Origin of the sequence: Acidovorax sp. K2F, assembly GCF_025246485.1 — a bacterium.
GTDB lineage: Bacteria > Pseudomonadota > Gammaproteobacteria > Burkholderiales > Burkholderiaceae_C > Acidovorax > Acidovorax delafieldii.
This window is the reverse complement of sequence record NZ_JAOBSQ010000021.1, coordinates 1-22,465: the sequence shown is the minus strand read 5'-3', so window position 1 is coordinate 22,465 and position 22,465 is coordinate 1. Positions and strand designations below refer to the sequence as shown.

The window sequence follows — 22,465 nt, the reverse complement described above, 5'->3', positions numbered from 1 at the left end:
CCACCCGGGCGTTCAGTGCTCAAGGAGACCCCATGAAAGCTCGTTTCGCCCTCATCGCATTCAGCCTGGCAGCCACTGCTACGGCGTCTTTCGCTTCGACCGCGTTTCACACCAGCCCTAGCCAGGAAGAAGGTGCCACTTTCGTGCCATCTCACCTGGGCGGCACCGTCAGCCGGGAAGACGTCCAGCAAAACGTGCTCGTTGCGCAACAAAACGGATCGTTGCACTGGATCAGCCGCGGCTACCCCGCCACCTATCCACTGGTCAAGGCACCGGTCTCAAACAAGAGCAGGCAACAGGTTCTGGATGAACTTCAAGCGGCTCAAAAGGGCCCCGCCACTACGAATGGCGTGCGCGACCTGGGCGGCGAGATCGGCTGGGTCGAAGCCCACCAGGCGCCGTGACCGGCTGAGGGCCTTCGGGCCTGGCACACGCAATGCCACACGCAATGCAATCGACCCCGCCCATCCAAGGCACCACTTTTCGCTTCCAACCATTGACCTCAAGGACCAACATGAAACTCAAGACAACCCTCATCATCCTCGCGCTGAGCTCAGCCCCTGCATTCGCTTTCGATGCCAGCCATGGCGCCCAGTCCAAGACCCGCGAGGAGGTCAAAGCCGAGCTCTCGCAAGCACTGCGCAGCGGCGACATCATGGCCGGCGGGGAAATCGGCGCCAAAGTCAGTGAGCTCAACTCCGGTGGCTACCAGTTGAAGACCCCGGTGCTGGGCAAGACCCGGGACCAGGTGCGGGCGGAACTGGAGCAGGCCGTTCGCAGCGGTGACATGCTTGCCGCCGGGGAATCCGGATCACGGCTCAATGAACTGCAGCCCAACCTGTATCCGTCCAAGATGGCGCAAGCCGGCAAGACACGCGAGCAGGTCAAGGAGGAACTGGCAGAGGCCATCCACACCGGGGACCTGATGGCCGCCGGCGAGGACGGCCGCAAGCTCAACGAAATCTACCCTGGCCAATACCACCAGCACCACGCAGGCTCGACGGCCGCGCATTCGGGCCACTCTAATGGCCGCGATCTCTGAACATCACATCCAGAGCCCAGTCGCGCTGGGCCGGCCCACCCTCACGCTCCTTGCTGGTGGGCACCAGCCCCGTTCACTCGTGCACGCCGGGCGCGACCGGTGAGGTATCTGAATCGACCGACTGGAGCTCGCCTGCGCTCTAGTTCATCTCGCGTTTGACGAGGGCCGCGGAGCAATCCCAAACCTTGACGTAGACCGGCTCTCCAGCAACCACGGCTACATCTGCAGGCAGGCGCGCAACGGTCCAGCGCGACCGACCCACCTCTCTCCACTGGACAATGGCGAACCGCTTTTGCGCACGATCTAACTGATCGGCCTTGCACCGGCGCTGGTAGAACGCCAGGTCCTGAGCAGTGGCTTCAACCCTGCTGACTTTGCCCACGCGCCAACCCTCCGCCCACGGCAGGGAGTTTTCATACACGGGGGTGGCGCAGCCGGCGGCGAGCAAGGCCACGACACACAGCGCTGGCAGGCGCAACCTGTTTGCGCAGCCCTGTGCAAAGCAGGAACCGAGGGTGGTCGTCCGAGCGGGATTCACACGGGTGCTTTCCAATGATCCGCACCAGCATTCGAGGCGCCGGCGGCAGCTGTACCGCAGGCTTGGGTTTCCAACTGGATGGTGGTGTGGGTGATCTCGAATTGCTTCGCCAGCAACTGGTTGACGGCGGCCAGCATGGTGGCAGGGTCTGCCGCTTGCGGGTTGTAGACGACGTGAGCGCTCAGACTGGTCTTGGCGCTGCTGACCGCCCAGACATGCAGTTCATGCACGGACACCACCCCTGGCAGGTCCAGGAGCGCACGCTTGAGCTCAGGCAGATCGATGCCTTCGGGGACACCTTCGAGCAGGATGTTGAGCGTCTCTTTCAGGAGGATCCAGGTGCGCGGCAACACCCACAAGCCGATGGCCACGGCAATGACGGTGTCGACCCAGTTCCACCCTGTGAACAGAATGACCAGCGCCCCCACGATGACCCCAATCGAGCCGAGCAGGTCGCTCCAGACTTCAAGGTAGGCTCCTTTGACGTTGAGGCTGGAATCCTTGCCTGAAGACAGAAGGCGCATGCTCACGAGGTTGACGATCGTGCCCAGTACAGCGATCACCAGCACCCCAGTGGTCTGGACTGCCGGCGGGTTGCTCCAGCGTTGCCACGCCTCATAGAGGATGTACGCCGCAACGCCAAACAGGAGCAAGGCATTGAACGCGGCGGCCAAGATCTCAAATCGGTGGTAGCCAAAGGTGCGCCGGTCGTCGACAGCCCGACGCCCGACCCGAATGGCCGCCAGCGCAATGGCCAGCGCCGCCACGTCGGTGAACATGTGTGCGGCATCGGACAGCAGAGCCAGGCTGTTGAGCATGACGCCGCCAATGACCTCTGCCAGCATGAAGCCGCCGGTGAGCATCAGCGCGTAGCGCAATGCCTTTTCGTTTCCCGCCGCTGGCAAGGCGTGGTCGGAACCTTTTCCCATGGTCTGTCTCCTCAGATTCAATCTGGTGATGTCATCGACCGCGTTCAGTCCGCGGTCCTGGTCCGGCCTTGGCGCTCAGTGACGCCGCCGGTGCCGAGGCTTACCCGTGGTTCGGCACTTCAAGCGCGTTACTTGCCGGTCCCTCAGTCTCTTGGCCAGTCGCCGGCTGTACTTGGTTCGAACGTCCATCGGGGGATGGCGCTTGAGCCACATGTGCCGCAGCCGCCAGAACACAAACACAGAGACCAACAGGCTGATCCAGATCCAGAACAGCTTGGCGAAGAGCCCGCCCGGGGCCGCCTGCATTGACATGGATCGCTCCTTTTTTGCCCCTAAGGACAAGAACATGCACAGCGCCGAGGGGCGGTCCGGGCCCGCCAATGCGGGGTCGTTCGCATGGACTGGAGCGATGCTTCGGGCGGCGTTGGCGTTACTTCAGCGTGAAGCGGACCGAGGCGACCGACTTGCCGGCCTTCGAGACGGCGACCACGGCTTTGGTACCGGCGGGGACCTTGAAGCTACCAGTGGCTTCCAGCTTGCCGTCACCGGCTTGGAGTTGAACCTCCTGCTTCTCGCTGCCGGCCAGCAGGGTGACCTTGGCGGTCATCCCCGCCACGGCAACGGGTTTGCCGTGGTCGCGCATGTAGAGCTGCAGCTTGTCGGCACTGGCGACGAATTCGTACTCGACGTCCTTGGCTTCCGCCACGGCCCCTCCATGCATCGGCTTGACGTCGTGGCCGTGGTTGTCGGCTGCGATGGCTGCGCCAGAGATCGATACCGTGAGGGCGAGAATGAGGTGGGAGAGTTTCATGGCAGTTCCTTTGGGGTTGGAGAAATGGGAAGGTCCCGCGATCAGCGGGACCGCCTTTGACTACACAGGCTTCGGTGCGTCCGGGTGGGAGGGCTCGGCAGACACGTCCTCGGCTTCTTCATCGGGCCTGTGGGCCAGGCGGTAAAGAATCGGCAATACGAGAAGCGTGAGCAACGTAGAAGAAAGAATTCCGCCGATCACCACGGTGGCCAGAGGACGCTGAACTTCAGCGCCGGTGCCTGTGGCGATGGCCATGGGAATGAAGCCCAGCGAGGCCACCAGGGCGGTCATCAGCACCGGGCGCAGCCGGGTCAGGGCGCCATCCCGGATCGCTTCGTCCAGGCCGACACCGCCTTCCCTCAGGCTGCGGATGTAGGAAATCATCACCAGTCCGTTGAGCACCGCCACCCCGGACAGCGCGATGAAGCCAACGGCTGCGGAGATGGACATCGGGATGTCCCGAAGCCACAGCGCCAGAATGCCCCCTGTCAATGCGAATGGGATGCCGGTGAAGACCAGCAGACCATCCTTGGCATTGCCGAACATCGCGAACAGCAGCACGAAGACCAGCAGCAGGGAGACCGGCACAACGATCTGCAGGCGCTTGGTGGCCGACTGCAGGTTCTCGAAGGTTCCACCCCAGCTCGTCCAGTAGCCGGTGGGGATCTTGATCTGCGCCAGGCCTTGCTCCGCCTCTGCAACGAAGGAGCCCACATCGCGTCCGCGCACGTTCGTGCTCACGACAATGCGCCGCTTGCCGTTTTCTCGGCTCACCTGGTTGGGACCGGGTGCAAGCTCGAACGTTGCAACTTCACCCAATGGGATGAAGTTCGTCTTGGCTTCCGTGCCACCGGCAGAGCGTGGCAACGGTATCGGCAGCCGCTTCATGCCTTCCAGGTCGTTACGAAGGGCCTCTGGGAGGCGAACCAGGATGTCGAACCGGCGGTCTCCCTCGAACATGGTGCCGGCCTCGCGACCACCAATGGCCGTGGCCACGGTGTCCTGGATGTCGGCGACGTTCAAGCCGTAGCGCGCGGCCTTCTGGCGGTCGATGTTCACCGTGAGCATCGGAAGGCCTGTCGTCTGCTCGACCTTCACCTCAGAGGAGCCCTGGATCTTTTGCAGCATGGCGGAGACTTCTTCCGCGGACTTGTTCAACACATCCATGTCGTCACCGAAGATCTTCACGGCCACGTCACTGCGCACCCCTGAGATCAGCTCGTTGAAGCGCAGCTGAATGGGCTGGGAGAACTCGTAGTTGTTGCCGGGGATCTTGCCAATGACTTCCTGGATGGCCGCGAGCAGCTCATCACGGGTCTTTCGAGGCTCGGGCCATTCATCCACCGGCTTGAGCATGATGTACCCGTCCGAAATGTTCGGCGGCATGGGGTCCGAGGCGATTTCCGCCGTCCCAGTTCTGGCGAAGATGCGCTCGATCTCGGGGAACTTCGCTTTCAGCGTCTTTTCGATCTGCTGCTGCATCGCCACCGACTGGGAAAGGCTGGTGCCCGGAATGCGCAGTGCCTGGATCGCGAAGTCGCCTTCATTAAGGTTGGGCACAAACTCGCTGCCCATGCGGGTTGCGATCAATCCGCACAGGATCACTGCAACTGCGGCGATGGTGAGAACCAGCGTTTTGGCGCCCATCACGCGATCAAGCATTGGGCCGTACAGGCGCTTGGCGTGGCCCAGCAGAAAGTTCTCCTTCTCGCTGACCCGATTGCCGATGAAGAGGGCCACCGCTGCCGGGATGAAGGTCACCGACAGGATCATCGCGCCCACCAAAGCGGCAACCACCGTGAAGGCCATGGGGTGGAACATCTTCCCTTCAACGCCCGTCAGCGCGAAGATGGGCAGGTACACCACCATGATGATGAGCTGTCCGAACAGCAATGGGCGGCGTGACTCCTGGGATGCCAGGAACACTTCATGGAAGCGCTCGGCCCGCGTCAGCGGCCGGCCGTGGTGCGCCTGCGCATGGGCGAGCCGCCGAACGCAGTTCTCCACGATCACCACAGCGCCGTCAATGATGATGCCAAAGTCCAGGGCCCCCAGGCTCATCAGGTTGGCACTCACCTTGTAGTGGACCATCCCGGTGAACGTGAAGAGCATCGACAAGGGGATGACCATTGCCGTGATGACTGCGGCCCGGATATTGCCCAGAAAGAGGAACAGGATCACGATCACCAGAACCGCGCCTTCCAGCAGGTTCTTCTTGACCGTATTGATGGCCTTGTCGACGAGCACGGTGCGGTCATAGACCGTCACCGCGTGCACGCCCTCTGGGAGGCTCTTGTTGACCTCCAGCATCTTCTTGTCCACTGCCTGCGAGACGGTCCGGCTGTTTTCTCCGATCAGCATGAACACCGTGCCGAGAACCACCTCGCGCCCGTTGTCCGTTGCGGCACCCGTTCGCAGCTCCCGGCCAATGCCCACCTCGGCCACGTCGCGCACGCGCACAGGAACACCGTTGGCACTGCTCAGGATCACGTTGCCGATGTCTTCCAGCGACTTGACCTGTCCAGGGGCGCGAATCAGGTACTGCTCGCCGCGCTTTTCGATATAGCCCGCGCCCACATTGCCGTTGTTGCGGTCCAGTGCCGTGACGACGTCTTGCAGCGTCACGCCCAGCGAGGCCAGTCGTTCCGGGATGGGGGCGATCTGGTACTCCTTGGCAAAGCCGCCAATGGAGTTGATTTCGGTCACGCCAGGAACGTTTCGCAGTTGCGGCTTGATGATCCAGTCCTGGATCTCGCGCAGGTCGGTCGGGGTGTAGGGACTGCCATCGGGCTTCTTGGCCCCATCCTTGGTTTCGACCGTCCAGAGATAGATCTCGCCCAAGCCGGTCGAGATGGGCCCCAGGGCTGGCGTGATGCCGGCAGGCAGCCGGTCTCTGGCTTCTTGGATGCGCTCATTGACCAATTGGCGCGCGAAATAGATGTCGGTTCCGTCCTTGAAGATGACCGTCACCTGCGACAGTCCGTACCGCGACAGCGACCTGGTCTGCTCCAGGTTCGGCAGGCCGGCCATGACCGTCTCGATGGGATACGTGACCCGTTGCTCAGTCTCCAGCGGCGAGTAGCCGGCGGCCTGGGTGTTGATCTGAACCTGGACGTTGGTGATGTCGGGGACCGCGTCGATCGGCAGCTTCTGGTAGCTGAAGACGCCCAGCGCCGCCATGCCCAGGGCCGCCAGCAGCACCAGCCATCGCTGCTCGATCGAGAATCGAATGAGTTTTTCAAACATGTATGCGCTCCGGGATCAGTGCGTGTGTTCGGCAGATCCCTTGCCGAGTTCGGACTTCACGACGAAGCTGCCTGTCGAGGCGTAGGGCATGCCTGGCTTGAGGCCTGACAGCACTTCGATGCGTTTGCCATCGCTTCGGCCCAGCTTCACGGGTTGGGCGATGAAGCCACCGTTGACCTTGAGGAAGACCACGGGCTTTTCCCCGACGTTCTGGACGGCGTCGGCCGAGATGGTCACAGGCGCCGCCGTTTCTTCGGACACCACCTCGACGTTGACGAACAGGCCTGGGCGCCAGGCGCCCTTGGGGTTATCAAGAACGACGCGGGCCTTGGCGGTACGGGTCTGCTCGCCGATCAACGCGCCCACGAAAGCGACAGTGCCCGTGGCGGAGGCGTCAAACGCGGTGGCCTTGATGGTCACCTTCTCGCCCACCCGCACCGACGGCAGATCCTTTGCAGGAACATTGATCTCAGCCCACACCGTGGAAAGGTCCGAGATGGTGAACACCGCCGCATCTTCCTTGACGGCTTCTCCGAGACTCAAGTGCTTCTCGATGACGATGCCATCAAAGGGCGCGCGCAGTTCGATACGGTTCAGTCCGGACGCGGACGAGGTGGACAGGCCCAGCGCACTGAGCTTCTGATTGGCGTTGGCGACAGCGACCTCGGCTTCGCTCAACGCCTGCCTGGCCTGCAGGTAGTCCTGTTCGGCAGAGACCTTCTGCTCCCACAGCTTCTTTTCCCGCTCGTAGGTGGTCTTGGCCAGTGCCAGGCGCTTTTGCGCGGTCTGCAGCTCGCTGCGCTGCTCCGAAGCGGTCGGGCTCGCGATGGCAGCAAGAACCTGCCCCTTCTTGACGACCTGGCCCAGGCTGGCGCTGACACTCTCCACGACCCCCGCCAGGCGGGGAACCACGTGCGAGGTGCGGTCCTCGTTCAGCCGGATCTCGCCGGGCAAAAGCAGCGCCGTCTTGATGTTGGCTGCCGACGCAGAGTCCACCGTGATGGATGCGGCCTTGATCTGGGCGTCGGTCAGCTCGATCTTTCCCTCTTCCTTGCTCATCACGAACATGAAAGGTTCGGTGGCCGTCTGCGCAATGATCTCGATGTCGAACGCGTGGGGTTCGGCGACGATCTCGCGGCTGACCAAGCTGTCTTTTTCAGCGGCAAACGTCAGCTTCTGCTTGTCGTCTGTCGGGCGGGTCACTGTTGCCGTGACCGTTACAGCGGTCAGGGGGAGCGGCTTGTCCTTGTCGGACAGCCAGATCCGCAGCCGAGGCTCGCCACCGTCTTCGGACAGCAACGCTTCCAGGCTAAAGTCGCCTTCCTTGAACACGGTACCACCGTGGGGGCCCTTGGCTTCGCTCTTTTCATGGTGCTCGCCATCGGCATGGCCCTTGTCGTCGTCGTGGCCTTTTTCGCCGCCCTTGCCTTGGTGTTCTCCATCACCGTGCCCCTTGGCCTCGGTATGGCTGCCGTGGCCGTGGCCGTCGCCCTCGGCGGCGACTGCTTTGGGCTTGCCGCCGCCCTGCAGGATGAAGGCTCCTGCCCCGACCCCTAGCGCGAGGACAACGGCAATAGCGATGAGATGCTTTTTGCTGATGGTGGATGTGCTGGTGTTCATGGTCATGCTCAGTTGTGCGTTGCGATCAGGCCGGAAACCGTGCTGGCCCCGAGCAGGCGGTCGACATCTGCCGCCGCGCGGTGTGCCTCGCCCAGGGCTTTGAGGTACTGGGACTTGGCGGTGAAGTAGGTGCGCTGGGCATCGAGCACCTCCAGGAAGTTGAACTTTCCGTTCTCAAAGCCAATGGTGGCCGCGTCATAGGCCGACTTTGCGCCGGGCAAGACGTCCTGTTGCAGCGACTGGATCTCCGCGGTGATCGTGGAAAGGCGTTCGCGCGCCTGCGCCACTTCGCTGTGCAGGCGCACCGTGGCCCCTTGCAGCTCGTCACGGGCCTTGTCCTCAAGCTTGAGCGCTTCCAGCAGGTTGCCCTGGTTGCGGTCAAACACAGGCAGAGGCACAGAGACACCAAACAGAAGGACGTTGCGTTGGGTCTCGTTGCTGCGCTGCATGCCGACGCTGACGGTGACATCGGGCACGCGCTTGCTTTGCTCCAGCTCGGTCAGGGCCTGGCGCCGATCCACCTCGATCCGGGCGAGGACAACGCCCGGCGAAGAAGAAATCAAGGGCTGAAGATCGGCGAGGGGCGGTACCGCGGGGAGGTTGTCGGCTTTGCCCTCGAGGACGGTGAACGGCGCGTTGATCTGTCCCAACAGCGCAAACAGGCGAGACAGTGCATTGCGTTGTTCGCTGGCTGCCTGGGCGAGCTCGACGCGAACGCCGGCTTCCGCAACGCGGGCCTTGGACTCTTCCACAGGTGACACCTTGCCAGCGGCTACGCGCTTGGCCACGGTATCCGTCGACGACTTGGCCAATGCCACGCTGTCTTTGGCAAGCGCCAATCGCTCCTGCGCCGTCAGGACATCGAAGTAGGCTGCGGCCACATTGGCCCGCACGGTCGCCTTCAGCTCAGCGAGTTGGGCCTGCGCCTGCTCGCGTGATTTTTCGGCCGCCTTGGTGCGCGCTGCACGCTTTCCACCCAATTCCACGGGAAGGTTGAGCTGCCAGCTTTGCGTACGCGTTTTGGACCGTGCGTCTTCCAGTGAGTAAGCGAGCTCGGGATTAGGGCGTGAGCGCCCTTGAAGAATCTGCCCCTCTGTTGCCTCCAACTGGCGCGTAGCGGCAGCCACCTCTGGATTCCCTTCCAGGGCCAACTCGATGGCCTTGGCCAGTGACAGAGGCTCAGCGGGAGACACCGCGGCAGTCTGGGGTGCCTGTACTCCAACGACTGGACCTTGCGACATGCCCTGAGAAAAGGCCCCGCCCGAGAAGGTCAGCAATATAGCCGCGGCACCTGCAGCGAGCCTGAATTTCGTGCGGCCGCGCCATGCGTGCGGCTTTCCTTGAAGGTAAATACCCTTGAACATCCGATTCTCCAGTGATTTGAAAACACGAGGGAATCGGCGGGGTGGCAACCGTGCAGCTGCCTGGCAACTCGTCACTCATCACAGCCGCGACACGCGCAACTGCATCCGCCAGGGGGGCGGACAAGACTGACTGAAAGAAGGAGAGATGCCCCCGCCGATCAGGCGAGGACGGGCCACTGTGGGCGGTCGGGAGGTGTGGGCGTTACAGCCGCCAGGCGCTCACCCGACGGTGAGTCCACACGGCTGTCATGGGAGATGCCTTGTTTGGCACAGGACCAGTTGAGGGCCCCGATGCCGGCACCATGGCAAACCGAGCAGTCGACATCGGACATGTCTGCGCCTTGGCCGGTCTTGTCGGCTTGGCCGATCCCACTTTTGGCTTCGTGCTTGTGTTCGTGATGCCCCACGTGCTGCGCCTGGGCGGTCGATTTCTCGTGCATGCAATAAGCAGCCACCGCTGACCAGCTGAACTGGAACGGTAGCAATGCAAGCATAAAAACGGCGATCAAGCGGCGCATTTTTTGAGTCTAGCACGCGGTCAGGAAAACTTCGTGTGACGATCAGCCGCCCGAGCCGTACATTTCCTGAATGCGCTGTTTTTCAGCGGCTGACAGGTTCAGGTATTCCTGCTACACCTGCTCACGCGTCTTGGAGCCGCCCGTTGCCTTGACAGGCAGTGCACCACCCCGTGACAGGATCGCCAGCGTACCGTCCTTGCGCGCGGCGTCGACAGACCGGAGCACGTCGCCACGGGACATGTTGCTCTGCACGTGGTCGGGATGGGTGGTCATTCCCACTTCGCCGCCGGCGGGATGGTAGAGCGCCGAAGCAGATGCCAAGCCTGGGGCCGCAATGGCAAGGGCAATCAGGGAGAGTGTGAGGGGTTTGCGAACGGTCATGGTGTGAATCCCTTGATTCGAATGAGCCATCGGCGATCTGCCGCGGCTATGCCTTTCGACACGGGGGTACTGTAGAAATCGGCGCGCGACAAGGCGCCAACAGCCAGATGACAAATTCGTAATCTACGAACAGGCGGCATTCTTCGAGAATGGCACCATGAAAATTCTGCTCATTGAAGACGAAGTCAAGCTTGCCGAGTACCTGCGCAAGGGCCTCGGAGAGGTCGGCTATGTGGTGGACGTCGCCCATAACGGCGTGGACGGCCTACACATGGCCCTTGAAGGTGGCCACGATCTGCTAGTGCTGGATGCGATGCTCCCAGGTATCGACGGCTTCAGCCTCCTGGCGGCCTTTCGCAAGACCAAGCAGACTCCCGTCTTGATGTTGACAGCCAGGGTCAGTGTCGAGGATCGGGTACTGGGACTTCAGACGGGTGCCGACGACTATCTGGTCAAGCCCTTTGCGTTTTCCGAGTTGAGCGCCCGCATCCAGGTTCTGCTCAGGCGCACCCAAGGTGCGCGGGACGCGGCAGAGCCCACACAACTGCGTTTGGCCGACCTGGAGGTCGACCTGGTGCGGCGCAAGGCGTCTCGAGGCGGTCAGCGCTTGGAGTTGACTGCCAAGGAGTTCCTGCTGTTGACCCTTTTTCTGAGAAGGAAGGGAGAAGTGCTGTCCCGCACGGAGATCGCCGAGCAGGTCTGGGACATGAATTTCGACAGCGATACCAACGTGGTGGAGGTCGCCATCCGGCGCCTGCGCACCAAGATCGACGTGCCCTTTGACTCCGCGCTGCTGCACACCATCCGCGGCATGGGGTACGTCATGGAAGAGCGCAACGGATGAAGGCCCTGGTCCAACATCGCTCGTTGCGCCAGCGGTTGTCCTGGTGGCTGGCACTTCAGAGCTTTGCCGGACTCGGGCTGGTCTGTCTGGCCGTCTACCTAGTGACCGAATTCAACTTCCGAGACCGGCAGGAGGAAACGCTGGCGCAAAAGGAGAACGTCATCCGGCACTTGCTGGTGGATGGCAAGGAGCACGGGAATTCAGAAGACCTCGCTCACAAACTCGATGATTTCCTGGTGGGGCACGGAGATCTTTCGCTTGAAGTAGCGCAGGCCGATGGGGCCGTCCTCTACGCCCATACCCGCAACCCGAATGCGAAGACAGTCTGGCGCCAGCGGCAGTTCGAGGTGGCACAGGCTACGGGCCAGACGCCCCCAACGAGTTTGCGTGTGCGGCTGTCGCTGGACATCCAGACCGACAACCAGTTGCTGCACCGGCTTGCAGTCACGTTGCTGGTGGCAGCCATTGGTGGAGCCGTCGTGGTTTCGCTGGGCGGCTTTTCGCTGGTCAACCTGGGCCTGGCGCCCGTTCGAAGACTGGCCAGCCAGACGCGCGCCGTGTCGGCGGACAATCTGCACCAGCGGCTCGATGGCGCGGAGCAGCCCCTTGAACTCGTGCCGCTGATCGACCAGTTCAATGCACTCCTGGCTCGAATCGAAAAGGCCTACTCCCAGATGGAGGGCTTCAATGCGGACGTGGCGCACGAGTTGTGCACGCCTTTGGCCACGCTCATTGCCAACAATGAACTGGCGCTGCGGCGCCCCGAGCAGGCGGATATTCGCGAGGTCCTGGCGTCCAATCTGGAGGAGTTGCATCGCCTGACAGGTATCGTCAACGACATGCTCTTCCTGTCCCAGGCGGATCGGGGCGTGGGGGCGCGTCGCGCGCCCGTGGCGAGCTTGGCATCGGTGGCGGCCGACGTGCTGGACTACCACGAGGCAGCGCTGGCCGAGGCGGGTCTCACCGCGAAAGTGGTCGGCGATGCGCATGGCTCCTTCGACGTGCCGTTGTTGCGCCGGGCCTTGTCCAACTTGCTGGGAAACGCCACTCGCTACGCCAGCACTGGCTCCATCGTCCAGATCAACCTGAGAACTGTTGCGGAGGACCGCGTGCTGCTCAGTGTCACCAACTACGGCAACACTATCGATCCCGAGCTACTTCCGCAGCTGTTTGACCGATTTTTCCGGGCGGATCCTGCTCGCAGCCATGGGCAGAGCAACCATGGTCTGGGCTTGGCCATAGTAGGAGCGATTGCCCGCATGCACCAAGGCAAGCCAGTGGCCCGGTCAGAGAATGGGGTGACGAGTGTCGGAGTAGAAATTCGCGCTCACTGAAGGACGCTGTCCCCGGTGATCCCGCGCACGACCAACCGTGCTGACCTTGCCTCGTTGGAGCAGCGCAGGGGTTCTCGCGGAGAACTCAAACGAAGTTCTCTAGCTACTTACTCCGATGAAGGCCGCACAGCCAGGGCGCCGCGGATGTCTGCAGGTTTGGGTATTGCGGCGTGCCTGGCCCTGTTGGTAGTGACGTTGTCTTCTCAAGCCGATACTCATCGGCAAGATGTCCACCCAGCGAAATGAGGCGCTAGAATCCGCGCAAATGTGGCTAGCCACTGCATTTGTACTGCGAATCTGGAGCCAGCTACTACAACCGGCGCGAGGTGCCGCGGCGCTGGTGGGACTGAACTGGGTCCGACCATTTCTCCCTTTGGCCTCTTGGCCTCTCGCTGTCGACGGCAGGCCCTGGCCGTATCGGCCGTTTTGCCAAGAGCTGTTTCTGGTCGAGGGAAAGACCGGACTGGACGCGGTTTCGGCAACGCGTCTTCGCAACCGTATACACAGCTTGTAATTTCCCCAAGCCACGGCGCAAGAAATCAGAGTCGTTTGCTTGCCCGCTGCTTGGCAACAACGCCGATTTCACGATGCGCACTAGGCGGATGGGCCTCGCTGGGCTGCACTGCGGGCATGTGGTTATGTTGAAGTGCAGCGATGGCCAGGCCGCCCAAGATGCCGCATTCACCGGCGAGGTGGCCCGGCGAGCACTGCTGCTGCAAGCTGCGCAATTCCGCTTCCAATGCTTGGAGTTCCCGTATGCGTGAGACGACGTGCCCGATGTGTTCTTGAAGAAGCGCATCCACTGCACCGCAATTTTCATCCGGGGCGTCCTTGAAATGCAACAACACCCGGATTTCATCGAGCGTCATGTCCAGGCAGCGGCAATGGCGGACAAAGGCCAAGCGCTCGATGTGGCTGCTGTCGTAGACCCTGTAATTGCTTTGGGTGCGCGTCGCGATCGGCAGAAGGTTCTCGCGCTCGTAGTAGCGGATGGTCTCGGTCTGTGTGCCGGTGGCCTTGGCAAGTTCGCCGATTTTCATGGAGCGTCCTTCGCAAAAAGTCTGTTTTACGTAGGACAAGCCAACGACATCCGGCAAGCCGCTTGACTTTAAGGTCACTACAGGGTTTCCAATTAGGCCATGAAACCAGAAACCAGCATTTCTCAAAGCGTTGTTGACACCTGCTGCTCCTCGGGCTGTTCCAGTTCCCCCGCTGCGGTCCCTACCGCCGCGAGCAGCCCGGGCCAAGGCAAGCTGTTCCGAATCGCCACCATGGACTGCAGCGCCGAAGAGTCGGAGATCCGGCGGGCGCTGGAACCTCTGGAGGGAATCCGGTCTTTGGGCTTTCAGCTCAGCGCGCGGACTCTGAAGATCGATGCCCAGGAGGGTACGTATCCGTTGGCCCTGGAATCCATCCGAAAAGCGGGCTTCGATCCACAGCCAGTGGCCAGCTCCGAGGGCGGACAGGCGGGCGGAACAGCCGAAGACCACGACCATGGGCATGGTTTTGCAGGCGGCATCTCCCGGTTGGTGGCTGCGCTGGTGTTCGCGACTGGGGCTGAGGTTCTATCGTTCTTTGCACCCGACCAGATGGCCTGGAAGGTGGCCGGCATGGCGATTGCTGCGCTGGCCATCTGGCTGGCGGGGATCGACACCTACAAAAAAGGCATTGCGGCACTGCTGCGCGGCAAGCTCAACATCAATGCGCTGATGTCGGTGGCCGTCACGGGCGCATTCCTCATCGGTCAGTGGCCTGAGGCCGCCATGGTGATGGCCCTGTACGCGATTGCCGAACTCATCGAGGCCAAGGCAGTGGACCGGGCCCGTAACGCCATCAAGGGCTTGCTGGAATTGGCGCCCGAAGAGGCATTGGTTCTGGGAGTCAATGGGTCGTGGTCCCCTACACCGGTGGCTTCGGTGGCAATTGGAGCAACCGTGCGCATCAAACCAGGCGAGCGGGTGCCACTGGACGGCAAGGTGACCAAGGGCAACGGGGCCATCAACCAGGCCCCGGTGACTGGAGAGAGCATCCCCGTGGACAAGGCGCCTGGCGACCAGGTGTTCGCCGGTACCATCAACGAGACCGGCGAGCTGGAGTTTGAGGTCACCGCCTTGTCCAGCAACACCACCTTGGCCAGGATCATCCAGGCCGTGGAGCAGGCGCAAGGCACTCGAGCACCGACGCAGCGCTTCGTCGACCGCTTCGCCTCGATCTACACCCCTGCTGTCTTCGCCATTGCCGTGGCGGTTGCGGTCCTGACCCCTTTCCTGATGGGCCTGACCTGGCTGGAGGCGATCTACAAGGCCTTGGTGCTGCTGGTCATCGCCTGTCCATGTGCACTGGTCATATCCACACCCGTCACGGTGGTCAGCGGATTGGCCGCGGGAGCGCGCCGCGGGATCCTGATCAAGGGCGGAACCTACCTGGAAGACGCCCGGCTCCTCAAAGCGGTTGCGCTGGACAAAACCGGCACCATCACCGAGGGCAAGCCCAAGCTGGTGAAGTGGCAGGTGTGGGGTGCCGGCGATGAGTCCGCAATCCAGCAAATGGCTGCCAGCCTGGCGGCCCGATCCGATCACCCGGTTTCCAAGGCGATTGTTCAGGGCCTGGATTCGAAAGGCCCAGAGGCTGAGAACTTCAAGGCCTTGCCCGGGCGCGGTGTCGAGGGCATGGTCAATGGTGCGCGCCTGGTGCTGGGCAATCACCGGCTGATCCACGAGCAAGGGTTGTGCGGCCCGGAACTGGAGGCGGAGCTGGCTATCCACGAAAAGCAAGGCCGCACGGTAACTCTCCTTGCGGACGAATCTCGCGTCCTGGCGCTCTTCGCGGTAGCGGACACCATCCGCGAGACCTCAAAGCAGGCCATCGTCGATCTCAAGGCATTGGGAGTGACCTCGGTGATGCTGACCGGCGATAACACGGCCACTGCAAAGGCCATCGCAGCGCAGGCCGGCATTGATGATGCCCGCGGAGATCTGTTGCCCCACGCCAAGCTTGATGCCATCAAGGAGATGCAAAAGCGCTATGGCGCCACCGGCATGACCGGCGATGGCATCAATGACGCGCCGGCGCTGGCGCAGGCCGACATCGGCTTTGCCATGGGGGGGGCCGGAACCGACACGGCGATGGAAGCGGCCGACGTGGTCATCATGAACGATGACCTGCAGCGCGTCGCCGAGACCGTGCGCCTGTCCAAGCGCACCCATGCCGTTCTCTGGCAGAACATCACCCTGGCGCTGGGTATCAAGAGCGTTTTTCTGGTGATGGCGGTGGTCGGCACTGCGACCATGTGGATGGCAGTGTTTGCGGACATGGGGGCCAGCTTGCTGGTGGTGGGCAACGGCCTGCGCCTGCTTCGCGGTACGCGGGTGGAGTCGGCTTCCAAGGCCCTGCCTATGCAGCCTAAGGAACATGCACATTCCCACTAGTGATTATTCGCTCAGCGTACCTGTTGCCCAGGAACCCCGTTCGTCAGGCACTTGTTCAGTGTAGGCTGAGCGGCTTAGGGGCTTGACATCGGTCAAGGGGATGCCCGATGTTCATTTGGCGGCCTTGAGACATAGGTCTGCCAGTTACTTGGCGCCAACGCAGATCAAAGGCTACCCGTTCCCAAAGAAAGTGGAAGTCTTGTCCACCTTGAGAGCAATCAAGTTCTATACATTCTGCTGCTGCAGGGCTTCCAGGGCTCGGGCAGCCATGTCAGCCCGAGCCCTCGTCATACCCGGTCCCCACTGTAGGCCTCCAGCGGGTCACCGCCCGTGCATGGATCTTGGCTTTCGCATCAACACATAGGCCGCAGGAATCACGAACAAGGAGAGCAGCGGCGCCGTCACCATACCGCCCAGCATGGGGGCCGCGATGCGGCTCATGACCTCCGAGCCAGTCCCGCTGCTCCACACAATGGGTACCAAGCCCGCCAGGATGACAGCCACGGTCATGGCCTTGGGGCGCACGCGCAGCACAGCACCTTCACGGATCGCCTCCAGCAGCTCTTCCAGCGTGGGCTGCCTGCCGTCTGGACATCTCTCTGCGAGTGCGTGCTTGAGGTAGATGAGCATGACCACCCCGAACTCTGCCGCGACCCCCGCCAGGGCGATGAAGCCCACACCGGTGGCGATGGACAGGTTGTAGTTCATCAGGTACAGGAACCAGATGCCCCCAGTGAGCGCAAATGGCAGCGTCGCCATGATCAGTCCCGCCTCGCCCATGCGCGAGAAGGTCAAATACAACAGCACGAAGATGATCAGCAAGGTGGCAGGCACCACTACTTTCAGGCGGGCATTGGCCCGCTCCAGGTACTCGAACTGGCCTGAGTACGTGATGCTGACTCCGGGCTCCAGCTTGATCTGGCGGCTCACCGCATCGCGCAGGTCATTGGCCACCGATGCCAGATCACGCCCCCGCACATCGACATACACCCAGCCCGACGGGCGGGCGTTCTCGCTCTTGAGCATGGGGGGGCCGTCGGTGATGGAGATGCTGGCCACCGTACCCAGCGTGATCTGCTGCCCCATGGGCGTGGAGATGGGCAACTGGGCCAGGCGTTCTGGGGAGTCTCTCCACTCACGCGGATAGCGCAGGTTGATTGGGAAGCGGGCCAGGCCCTCGACCGTTTCCGAGACGTTTTCACCGCCAATGGCCCCGGAGACCACGGCCTGGATTTCGCTTACGTTCAGCCCGTAGCGCCCTGCGGCCGTGCGGTCGATGCGGACATCGACGTAGCGCCCCCCCGTCAGGCGCTCTGCCAACGACGAAGTCACTCCCGGAATGCCCTTGGCGACCTGCTCGACTTGGGCAGCGATCCCGTCGATCACCTTCAGGTCGTTGCCGGTCACCTTGACCCCGATGGGACTCTTGATGCCGGTGGCCAGCATGTCAATCCGGTTGCGGATGGGTGGAATCCAGATGTTGGACAGGCCAGGAATCTTGACGGCCTTGTCCAGCTCCTCGATCAGACCCTCGGGCGTCATTCCTGGACGCCATTGGTCTCTGGGCTTGAGCTTCACCGTGGTCTCGAACATTTCCAGCGGGGCCGGATCCGTGGCGGTCTCCGCGCGGCCCGCCTTGCCGAAGACGCGCTCGACCTCGGGAACCGTCTTGATCATCCGGTTGCTCAGTTGCAGAAGCTCCGTCGCCCGCTGTGCCGACAGGCCCGGGAGCGCCGAAGGCATGTACAGCAGATCGCCTTCATCGAGCCTGGGCAGGAACTCGCCCCCCAGCCGCGAGAGGGGCCAGATCGTGGTCGTCAGCGCTAGCACGGCGATGACCAGGGTAGATTTTGGGCGGTGCAGAACCCACTCCAGGCAAGGCCGGTACAAGGCGATCAGCGCGCGCGTGATCGGGTTCTTTTGCTCATCGGGGATACGGCCCCGGATCCAGTAGCCCATCAGGACCGGAATCAGCGTGACCGAGAGACCCGCTGCTGCTGCCATCGCGTAGGTCTTGGTGAACGCCAGCGGTCCGAACAGGCGGCCTTCCTGTGCTTCCAGCGTGAAGACGGGCACGAAGGACAAGGTGATGATGAGCAGCGAGAAGAACAACGCGGGGCCTACCTCCTCGGCGGCTTCGGTGATTACCTTCCAGCGCTCTTCCCCCACCAGTTGGCGGTCGGGATGCTTGTGCTGCCAGGCCTCCAGCTTCTTGTGGGCGTTCTCGATCATCACCACGGCCGCATCGACCATGGCGCCCACGGCAATCGCAATCCCGCCCAGGGACATGATGTTGGCGTTGATGCCCTGGTAGCGCATCACCAGAAACGCCGCCATGATCCCCAGAGGCAGAGAAATGATGGCGACCAGTGCCGAGCGCAAGTGCCAGAGGAACAAGACGCAGACCACAGCCACCACGATGAACTCCTCCACGAGTTTGGTGGTGAGGTTCTGGATCGCCCGCTCAATGAGTGCGCTGCGGTCGTAGGTGGTGACGATTTCCACGCCCTGGGGCAGGCTGCTTTGTAGCTCACTGAGCTTGGCCTTGACGGCTTTGATGGTTTCCTGGGCATTCTTGCCCGAGCGCAGGACCACCACGCCACCGGCCACCTCGCCCTCGCCGTCGAGTTCGGCGATGCCGCGCCGCATCTCCGGCCCGATCTGGAGCGTTGCCACATCGCCCAGGCGCACCGGAATCCCGGCGCGCGACACCAGCGGGATGGCCCGAAAGTCATCCAGCGTCTTGAGATAGCCGCTGGCCCGCACCATGTACTCGGCCCCGGACAACTCCAGCACCGAACCGCCCGTTTCCTGGTTGGCTCCCATGATGGCCTCGCGCACCTGCCCCTGGGTCAGCCCTTGGGCTGCGAGCTTGATCGGATCAAGCACCACCTGGTACTGCTTGACCATGCCGCCCACCGACGCCACTTCCGCGACATTGGGCAGGCTCTTGAGTTCGAATTTCAGGAACCAGTCCTGCAGGGCCCGCAGCTGGGCCAGGTCGTTCTTACCGGTGCGGTCTACCAGCGCATATTGGTAGATCCAGCCGACCCCGGTGGCGTCGGGGCCAAGCGACGACTTGGCCGTGGCGGGCAGTCGCCCCTGCACCTGGTTCATGTACTCCAGCACGCGGGAGCGCGCCCAGTACAGGTCCGTGCCGTCCTCGAACAGGATGTAGACAAAAGAGTCGCCAAAGAACGAGAAGCCGCGCACTGTCTTGGCGCCCGGGACGGACAGCATGGTGGTGGCCAGCGGGTAGGTCACCTGGTTTTCCACGATCTGCGGCGCCTGGCCGGGATAGGAGGTACGGATGATGACCTGGACATCCGACAAATCGGGGAGCGCGTCCACGGGGGTGCTGCGCACGCCCCACACGCCCCAGGCCGTGAGCATCACGGTCGCCAGGAGAACCAGGAGTCGGTTCGCCACCGACCAGCGGATCAGACGCGCGATCATGGCTTGATCCTTTCCACGGCAGTGATCACGAAGTCCTTGCCTTGCTGCTGGAAGGTGAACTTGACCTGCTGCTCCGGTTTCAGGGCCTTGGCCAGCTCCGGGTTGGCCAGCTTGAATGGCATGGTCATGCCGGGCCACTTCAGTTCAGGCACGGCCTCGTGGGTAAGGGTCAGCTCGGTTGGCGTGACCTCATCGACCACCCCTCGCACCGTAAAGCTCTTGGACGCCGGAGCCGCAGAGGCCGAGGAACCCTGTTCAGCGATGGGTTGTGCGCTGCTGCCTGGAGGCGGTGCGGGCATGATGCCTCGCAGGCTGGCTTCCGAGTCGATCAGGAACTGTGCCGAGGCGACCACCTGTTGCCCTGCGGTAAGTCCGCTTTGAATGACGAGGCGGTCATCGATTTCCGCGCCCAGTTGCACCTGGACGGGGTGGTACTTCCCGGGGCCATCCACCACGTAGACCAGCGCCCGCTTGCCGGTGCGGATCACTGCTTCGCTGGGCACCAGCAGCGCTGGTTGTGTACGTCCAGCCAGGACGATCTGTCCGGACATGCCCGCCTTCAGGCGCTGGGTGGGGTTGGGAAGCTCCAGGCGCACGCGCACTGTGCGGGTGTCCCGGTTGGCCTCTGGGAGGATGCTCACGACACGGGCTTTGAGGGTTTCGCCCGGAAACGCGGCCAGGCGCACCTGGGCGTCCTGCCCCAGTTGCAAGGGACCGCTTTGCGCTTCGGGAACGGCCGCTTCGATCCAGACGCTGGCCAGACCGTTTACGCGTACGAGACTGGCACCCGCAGAGACCGTCATGCCCTGGCGCACCATCAGTTCGGCCACCATCCCTGCTTGTGGGAAGGTCACCGTGTAGCGGCCCTGAGGTTCGCCCGTGCGCTCCACCTGGGCCACGAGCGAGGCAGGCATGCCCAGCAGTGACAACCGATGACGCGAAGCGGCCGTCAGCGACTCTTCCTTGAGCGCCCGGACAGCGAGGAACTCGCGCTGCGCAGCCACCCACTCAGGCAGCAGTAAATCGGCCAATGGCGCGCCTGCGGCCACCACGTCGCCTGGGGCCCGGGCATAGACACGCTCCACAAATCCTGCAGAACGCGCCTGGACGATACTCACATCCCGGTCATTGAGCTGGACCGTGCCCAGGACGTCCACATCGGATCCAATGTCGCGCTGCTCCACCGTGGCGGTGCGCAGGCCGAGGGCTTGCACCGCTTGTGCCGAGACATTCAAACCGGTGCTTTGTTGTGCGTCCTCATCGGCGTACTTGGGAACCAGCGCCATGTCCATGTAGGGCGACTTGCCTGGCTTGTCGAACTTCTGCGTCGGCACCATGGGGTCGTACCAGTACAGCACCTTGCGGTCGGCTTTTGCTGTTTCTGTCGATGCGGGACTGGTTCCCAGTGCGTGGTTGCTCGCGGTGCGCCATTGGGAGACGCCCCAACCGAGGGCAATGCCAGCAGCCACCAGTGCCACGGCCACAGCGGTCTTCTTGAAAACGGTATTGGTCATGTGGTTCTCCCTTCAGTCCGCGATCAGGCTGTTCAGACGGGCAATCACGGTGTCCCGCTGCGCCTGCAGATCAATGAGCCGCCAGTGCGTCTCCCGCACTTGGGCCCTGGCCGCCAGCACGGCGCTCAAGTCGCCTTTGGCAGACTGGTAATTGGCCAACGCGAGTTCGGCACGCCCCTGTGCCAAGCCCATGCCCGCCGATTGCAGCCGCTCGATCTGACTGTTCAGTGCCGCCAGCTCTGAGGCGCTGTCCTCCAGCTCCTGCAGGTGCCTGCGGGTCACGTCTTCCTGCTCGGCGTCCAGGCGCTGCAGCTCCAGCTGCTTGGCCTTGATCTGGGGTCCCTGGCGCCGCTCCTGTTGCCAGGGAAGGTCAAAGGTCACCTGGAAGGACACCATGTCGCCCCAGCGTCGGTCGCGGCGGCTGTAGGCGACTTCCCAGGACCAATCACCCTTGGTTTCTGCTTGGGCTTCGCGCGTTTCCGCCAAGGCCATGGCCTGCATGGCGGGGTACTGCGCAAGTTCCGCGTGGCGGTGTACCTCAGACCGCAGTTGATCCAAGGGGCGGCTCAGCGGCCCAGGAGTTCCCTGTAGCGCCTCGTCGGCGCGAGCGCCAACCCAGCGCCGCAACATCGCCCTGGCCTTGGATCGGTCCCGCTGCAGATCGTCCCTGCGATCCGACAGCGCAAGCGCCTCCTGCCTGGCCATCAGCAAGTCTGCGGCCTGGGCCGTGCCTCCGGCGATGCGGGCGGGCAGGCTGTCCTGCAGGCGCTGGTTCTCACTCAGTAGACCGGTGAGTACCTGGTCACGTTGCTCGATAGCCTGGGCCAGGATCCACGCTTGACTCAGTTCCTGGCGGATCTGCAGGCGCTGGACCGCCAGGGTGGCGCGTTCGCGTTCCACCTTGGCCTCGGCACCGGCGATCTGGGCATCGCGCTTGGCCCGGTTGGGCACCTCCTGCATCAGCGCCAGGCGCTGCATGGTCATGGACTCACGCGTGAGGCTGAAGCGGTCCATGCCGCTGATGGGAAAGTTCTCGATACCGACCGAGAGCTTGGGATCCGGAAGCGTTCCCGCCGCCTGCCGGGTGCTGGTGGCTGCGTCAATCTGCAGCCGCTGGGCCGTGATGCGAGGGCTGTGCTGCTCCGCCAGATCCAAGGCCTCTGCAAAGCCCAGGGCGTGGGCCTGGTTGCCAGCCAAGCCGATGCTGGTCAACAGGACCCCGAGAGCGCCCAGACGCAGATGGTGGAGGCTGTGCACCTGGATGCGCTGCGAGATGGGATGAATGCGCTGGTGCGCAGACAGGCGCTCGCAGGGAGCGCCGAAGGAGATGATGGGCATGGTGGTCCTCGAAATGAAGGGGCACGAAGTCAGACTTGCGCAAACGCTGCAAGGCAGCGCGCAAGGCGTGCACGATCAATTCCGAAAGACCTGATGGGTTAG

At 62.8% G+C, this 22,465-nt stretch carries 17 protein-coding genes; 5 read left to right on the top strand and 12 right to left on the bottom strand.

The features are described 5' to 3' along the window. Both N4G42_RS06615 and N4G42_RS06610 read left to right on the top strand, forming a co-directional pair. The coding region (locus tag N4G42_RS06615) for a hypothetical protein (RefSeq protein WP_260666615.1) at positions 1–404 on the top strand (404 nt) is incomplete at its 5' end. Between the two features lie 110 nt (positions 405–514). After that, entirely contained in the window at positions 515–1,042 is a 528-nt protein-coding gene (locus N4G42_RS06610) for a DUF4148 domain-containing protein (RefSeq protein ID WP_260666614.1), read from the top strand. 139 nt (positions 1,043–1,181) lie between these two features. Here the strand turns inward: N4G42_RS06610 and N4G42_RS06605 are convergent, their stop codons facing one another. The 8 genes from N4G42_RS06605 to N4G42_RS06570 all read right to left on the bottom strand — a co-directional run bounded on the left by N4G42_RS06605 (position 1,182) and on the right by N4G42_RS06570 (position 10,449). Continuing rightward, positions 1,182–1,496, bottom strand: coding sequence for a hypothetical protein (locus N4G42_RS06605; protein WP_260666613.1), 315 nt, complete (start codon positions 1,494–1,496; stop codon positions 1,182–1,184). 80 nt (positions 1,497–1,576) lie between these two features. Next, positions 1,577–2,509 (bottom strand): cation diffusion facilitator family transporter, encoded by a 933-nt coding sequence (locus N4G42_RS06600; RefSeq protein WP_260666612.1) that lies wholly within the window; start codon positions 2,507–2,509, stop codon positions 1,577–1,579. Positions 2,510–2,939: 430 nt separating this feature from the next. Continuing rightward, on the bottom strand, positions 2,940–3,320 hold the full coding sequence (locus N4G42_RS06595; protein ID WP_260666611.1) for a hypothetical protein: 381 nt from the start codon (positions 3,318–3,320) through the stop codon (positions 2,940–2,942). 60 nt (positions 3,321–3,380) lie between these two features. Beyond that, the gene (locus N4G42_RS06590) at positions 3,381–6,566 is read right to left on the bottom strand and encodes a CusA/CzcA family heavy metal efflux RND transporter (protein ID WP_260666610.1); all 3,186 of its coding nucleotides are present in this window, start codon (positions 6,564–6,566) and stop codon (positions 3,381–3,383) included. Positions 6,567–6,581: 15 nt separating this feature from the next. Beyond that, the gene (locus N4G42_RS06585; RefSeq protein ID WP_260666609.1) at positions 6,582–8,192 is read right to left on the bottom strand and encodes an efflux RND transporter periplasmic adaptor subunit; all 1,611 of its coding nucleotides are present in this window, start codon (positions 8,190–8,192) and stop codon (positions 6,582–6,584) included. A 2-nt stretch (positions 8,193–8,194) separates the two neighbouring features. After that, positions 8,195–9,550, bottom strand: a complete 1,356-nt coding sequence (locus tag N4G42_RS06580; RefSeq protein WP_260666608.1) for a TolC family protein — start codon at positions 9,548–9,550, stop codon at positions 8,195–8,197. Between the two features lie 158 nt (positions 9,551–9,708). Next, positions 9,709–10,068 carry a cation efflux protein, CzcI family gene (gene czcI / locus N4G42_RS06575; RefSeq protein ID WP_260666607.1) on the bottom strand — a complete coding sequence of 120 codons (360 nt, stop codon included), beginning with the start codon at positions 10,066–10,068 and terminating at the stop codon, positions 9,709–9,711. Positions 10,069–10,179: 111 nt separating this feature from the next. After that, positions 10,180–10,449: a DUF4148 domain-containing protein gene (locus N4G42_RS06570; protein WP_260666606.1), complete on the bottom strand. Its 270-nt coding sequence runs from the start codon at positions 10,447–10,449 to the stop codon at positions 10,180–10,182. Between the two features lie 157 nt (positions 10,450–10,606). Here N4G42_RS06570 and N4G42_RS06565 point away from each other — a divergent pair, with 157 nt between their 5' ends. Both N4G42_RS06565 and N4G42_RS06560 read left to right on the top strand, forming a co-directional pair. Beyond that, complete coding sequence (locus tag N4G42_RS06565; protein ID WP_260666605.1) at positions 10,607–11,293, top strand: heavy metal response regulator transcription factor; 687 nt, start codon at positions 10,607–10,609, stop codon at positions 11,291–11,293. Beyond that, positions 11,290–12,627 (top strand): heavy metal sensor histidine kinase, encoded by a 1,338-nt coding sequence (locus N4G42_RS06560; protein ID WP_260666603.1) that lies wholly within the window; start codon positions 11,290–11,292, stop codon positions 12,625–12,627. Before N4G42_RS06565 ends, N4G42_RS06560 begins: the two co-directional genes overlap by 4 nt. Before the next feature lie 539 nt (positions 12,628–13,166). On the opposite strand, the gene cadR is transcribed toward N4G42_RS06560, so the two are convergent. Further along, a complete protein-coding gene (gene cadR / locus N4G42_RS06555) occupies positions 13,167–13,667 on the bottom strand; it encodes a Cd(II)/Pb(II)-responsive transcriptional regulator (protein WP_260666602.1) in 501 nt (166 codons plus the stop codon). A gap of 99 nt (positions 13,668–13,766) precedes the next feature. Between cadR and N4G42_RS06550 the strand changes: the two genes are divergently transcribed. After that, the gene (locus tag N4G42_RS06550) at positions 13,767–16,055 is read left to right on the top strand and encodes a heavy metal translocating P-type ATPase (RefSeq protein WP_260666601.1); all 2,289 of its coding nucleotides are present in this window, start codon (positions 13,767–13,769) and stop codon (positions 16,053–16,055) included. Positions 16,056–16,376: 321 nt separating this feature from the next. Here N4G42_RS06550 and N4G42_RS06545 read toward each other — a convergent pair whose 3' ends face one another. Genes N4G42_RS06545 through N4G42_RS06535 form a run of 3 tightly spaced genes read right to left on the bottom strand, consistent with a single transcriptional unit; the run spans position 16,377 to position 22,363 of the window. Then, on the bottom strand, positions 16,377–19,511 hold the full coding sequence (locus N4G42_RS06545; RefSeq protein WP_260666600.1) for an efflux RND transporter permease subunit: 3,135 nt from the start codon (positions 19,509–19,511) through the stop codon (positions 16,377–16,379). Next, the gene (locus N4G42_RS06540; protein ID WP_260666599.1) at positions 19,508–21,025 is read right to left on the bottom strand and encodes an efflux RND transporter periplasmic adaptor subunit; all 1,518 of its coding nucleotides are present in this window, start codon (positions 21,023–21,025) and stop codon (positions 19,508–19,510) included. The genes N4G42_RS06545 and N4G42_RS06540 overlap by 4 nt, the downstream gene beginning before the upstream one ends. Positions 21,026–21,037: 12 nt before the next feature. Beyond that, complete coding sequence (locus N4G42_RS06535) at positions 21,038–22,363, bottom strand: TolC family protein (protein WP_260666598.1); 1,326 nt, start codon at positions 22,361–22,363, stop codon at positions 21,038–21,040. Positions 22,364–22,465 lie beyond the last annotated feature (102 nt).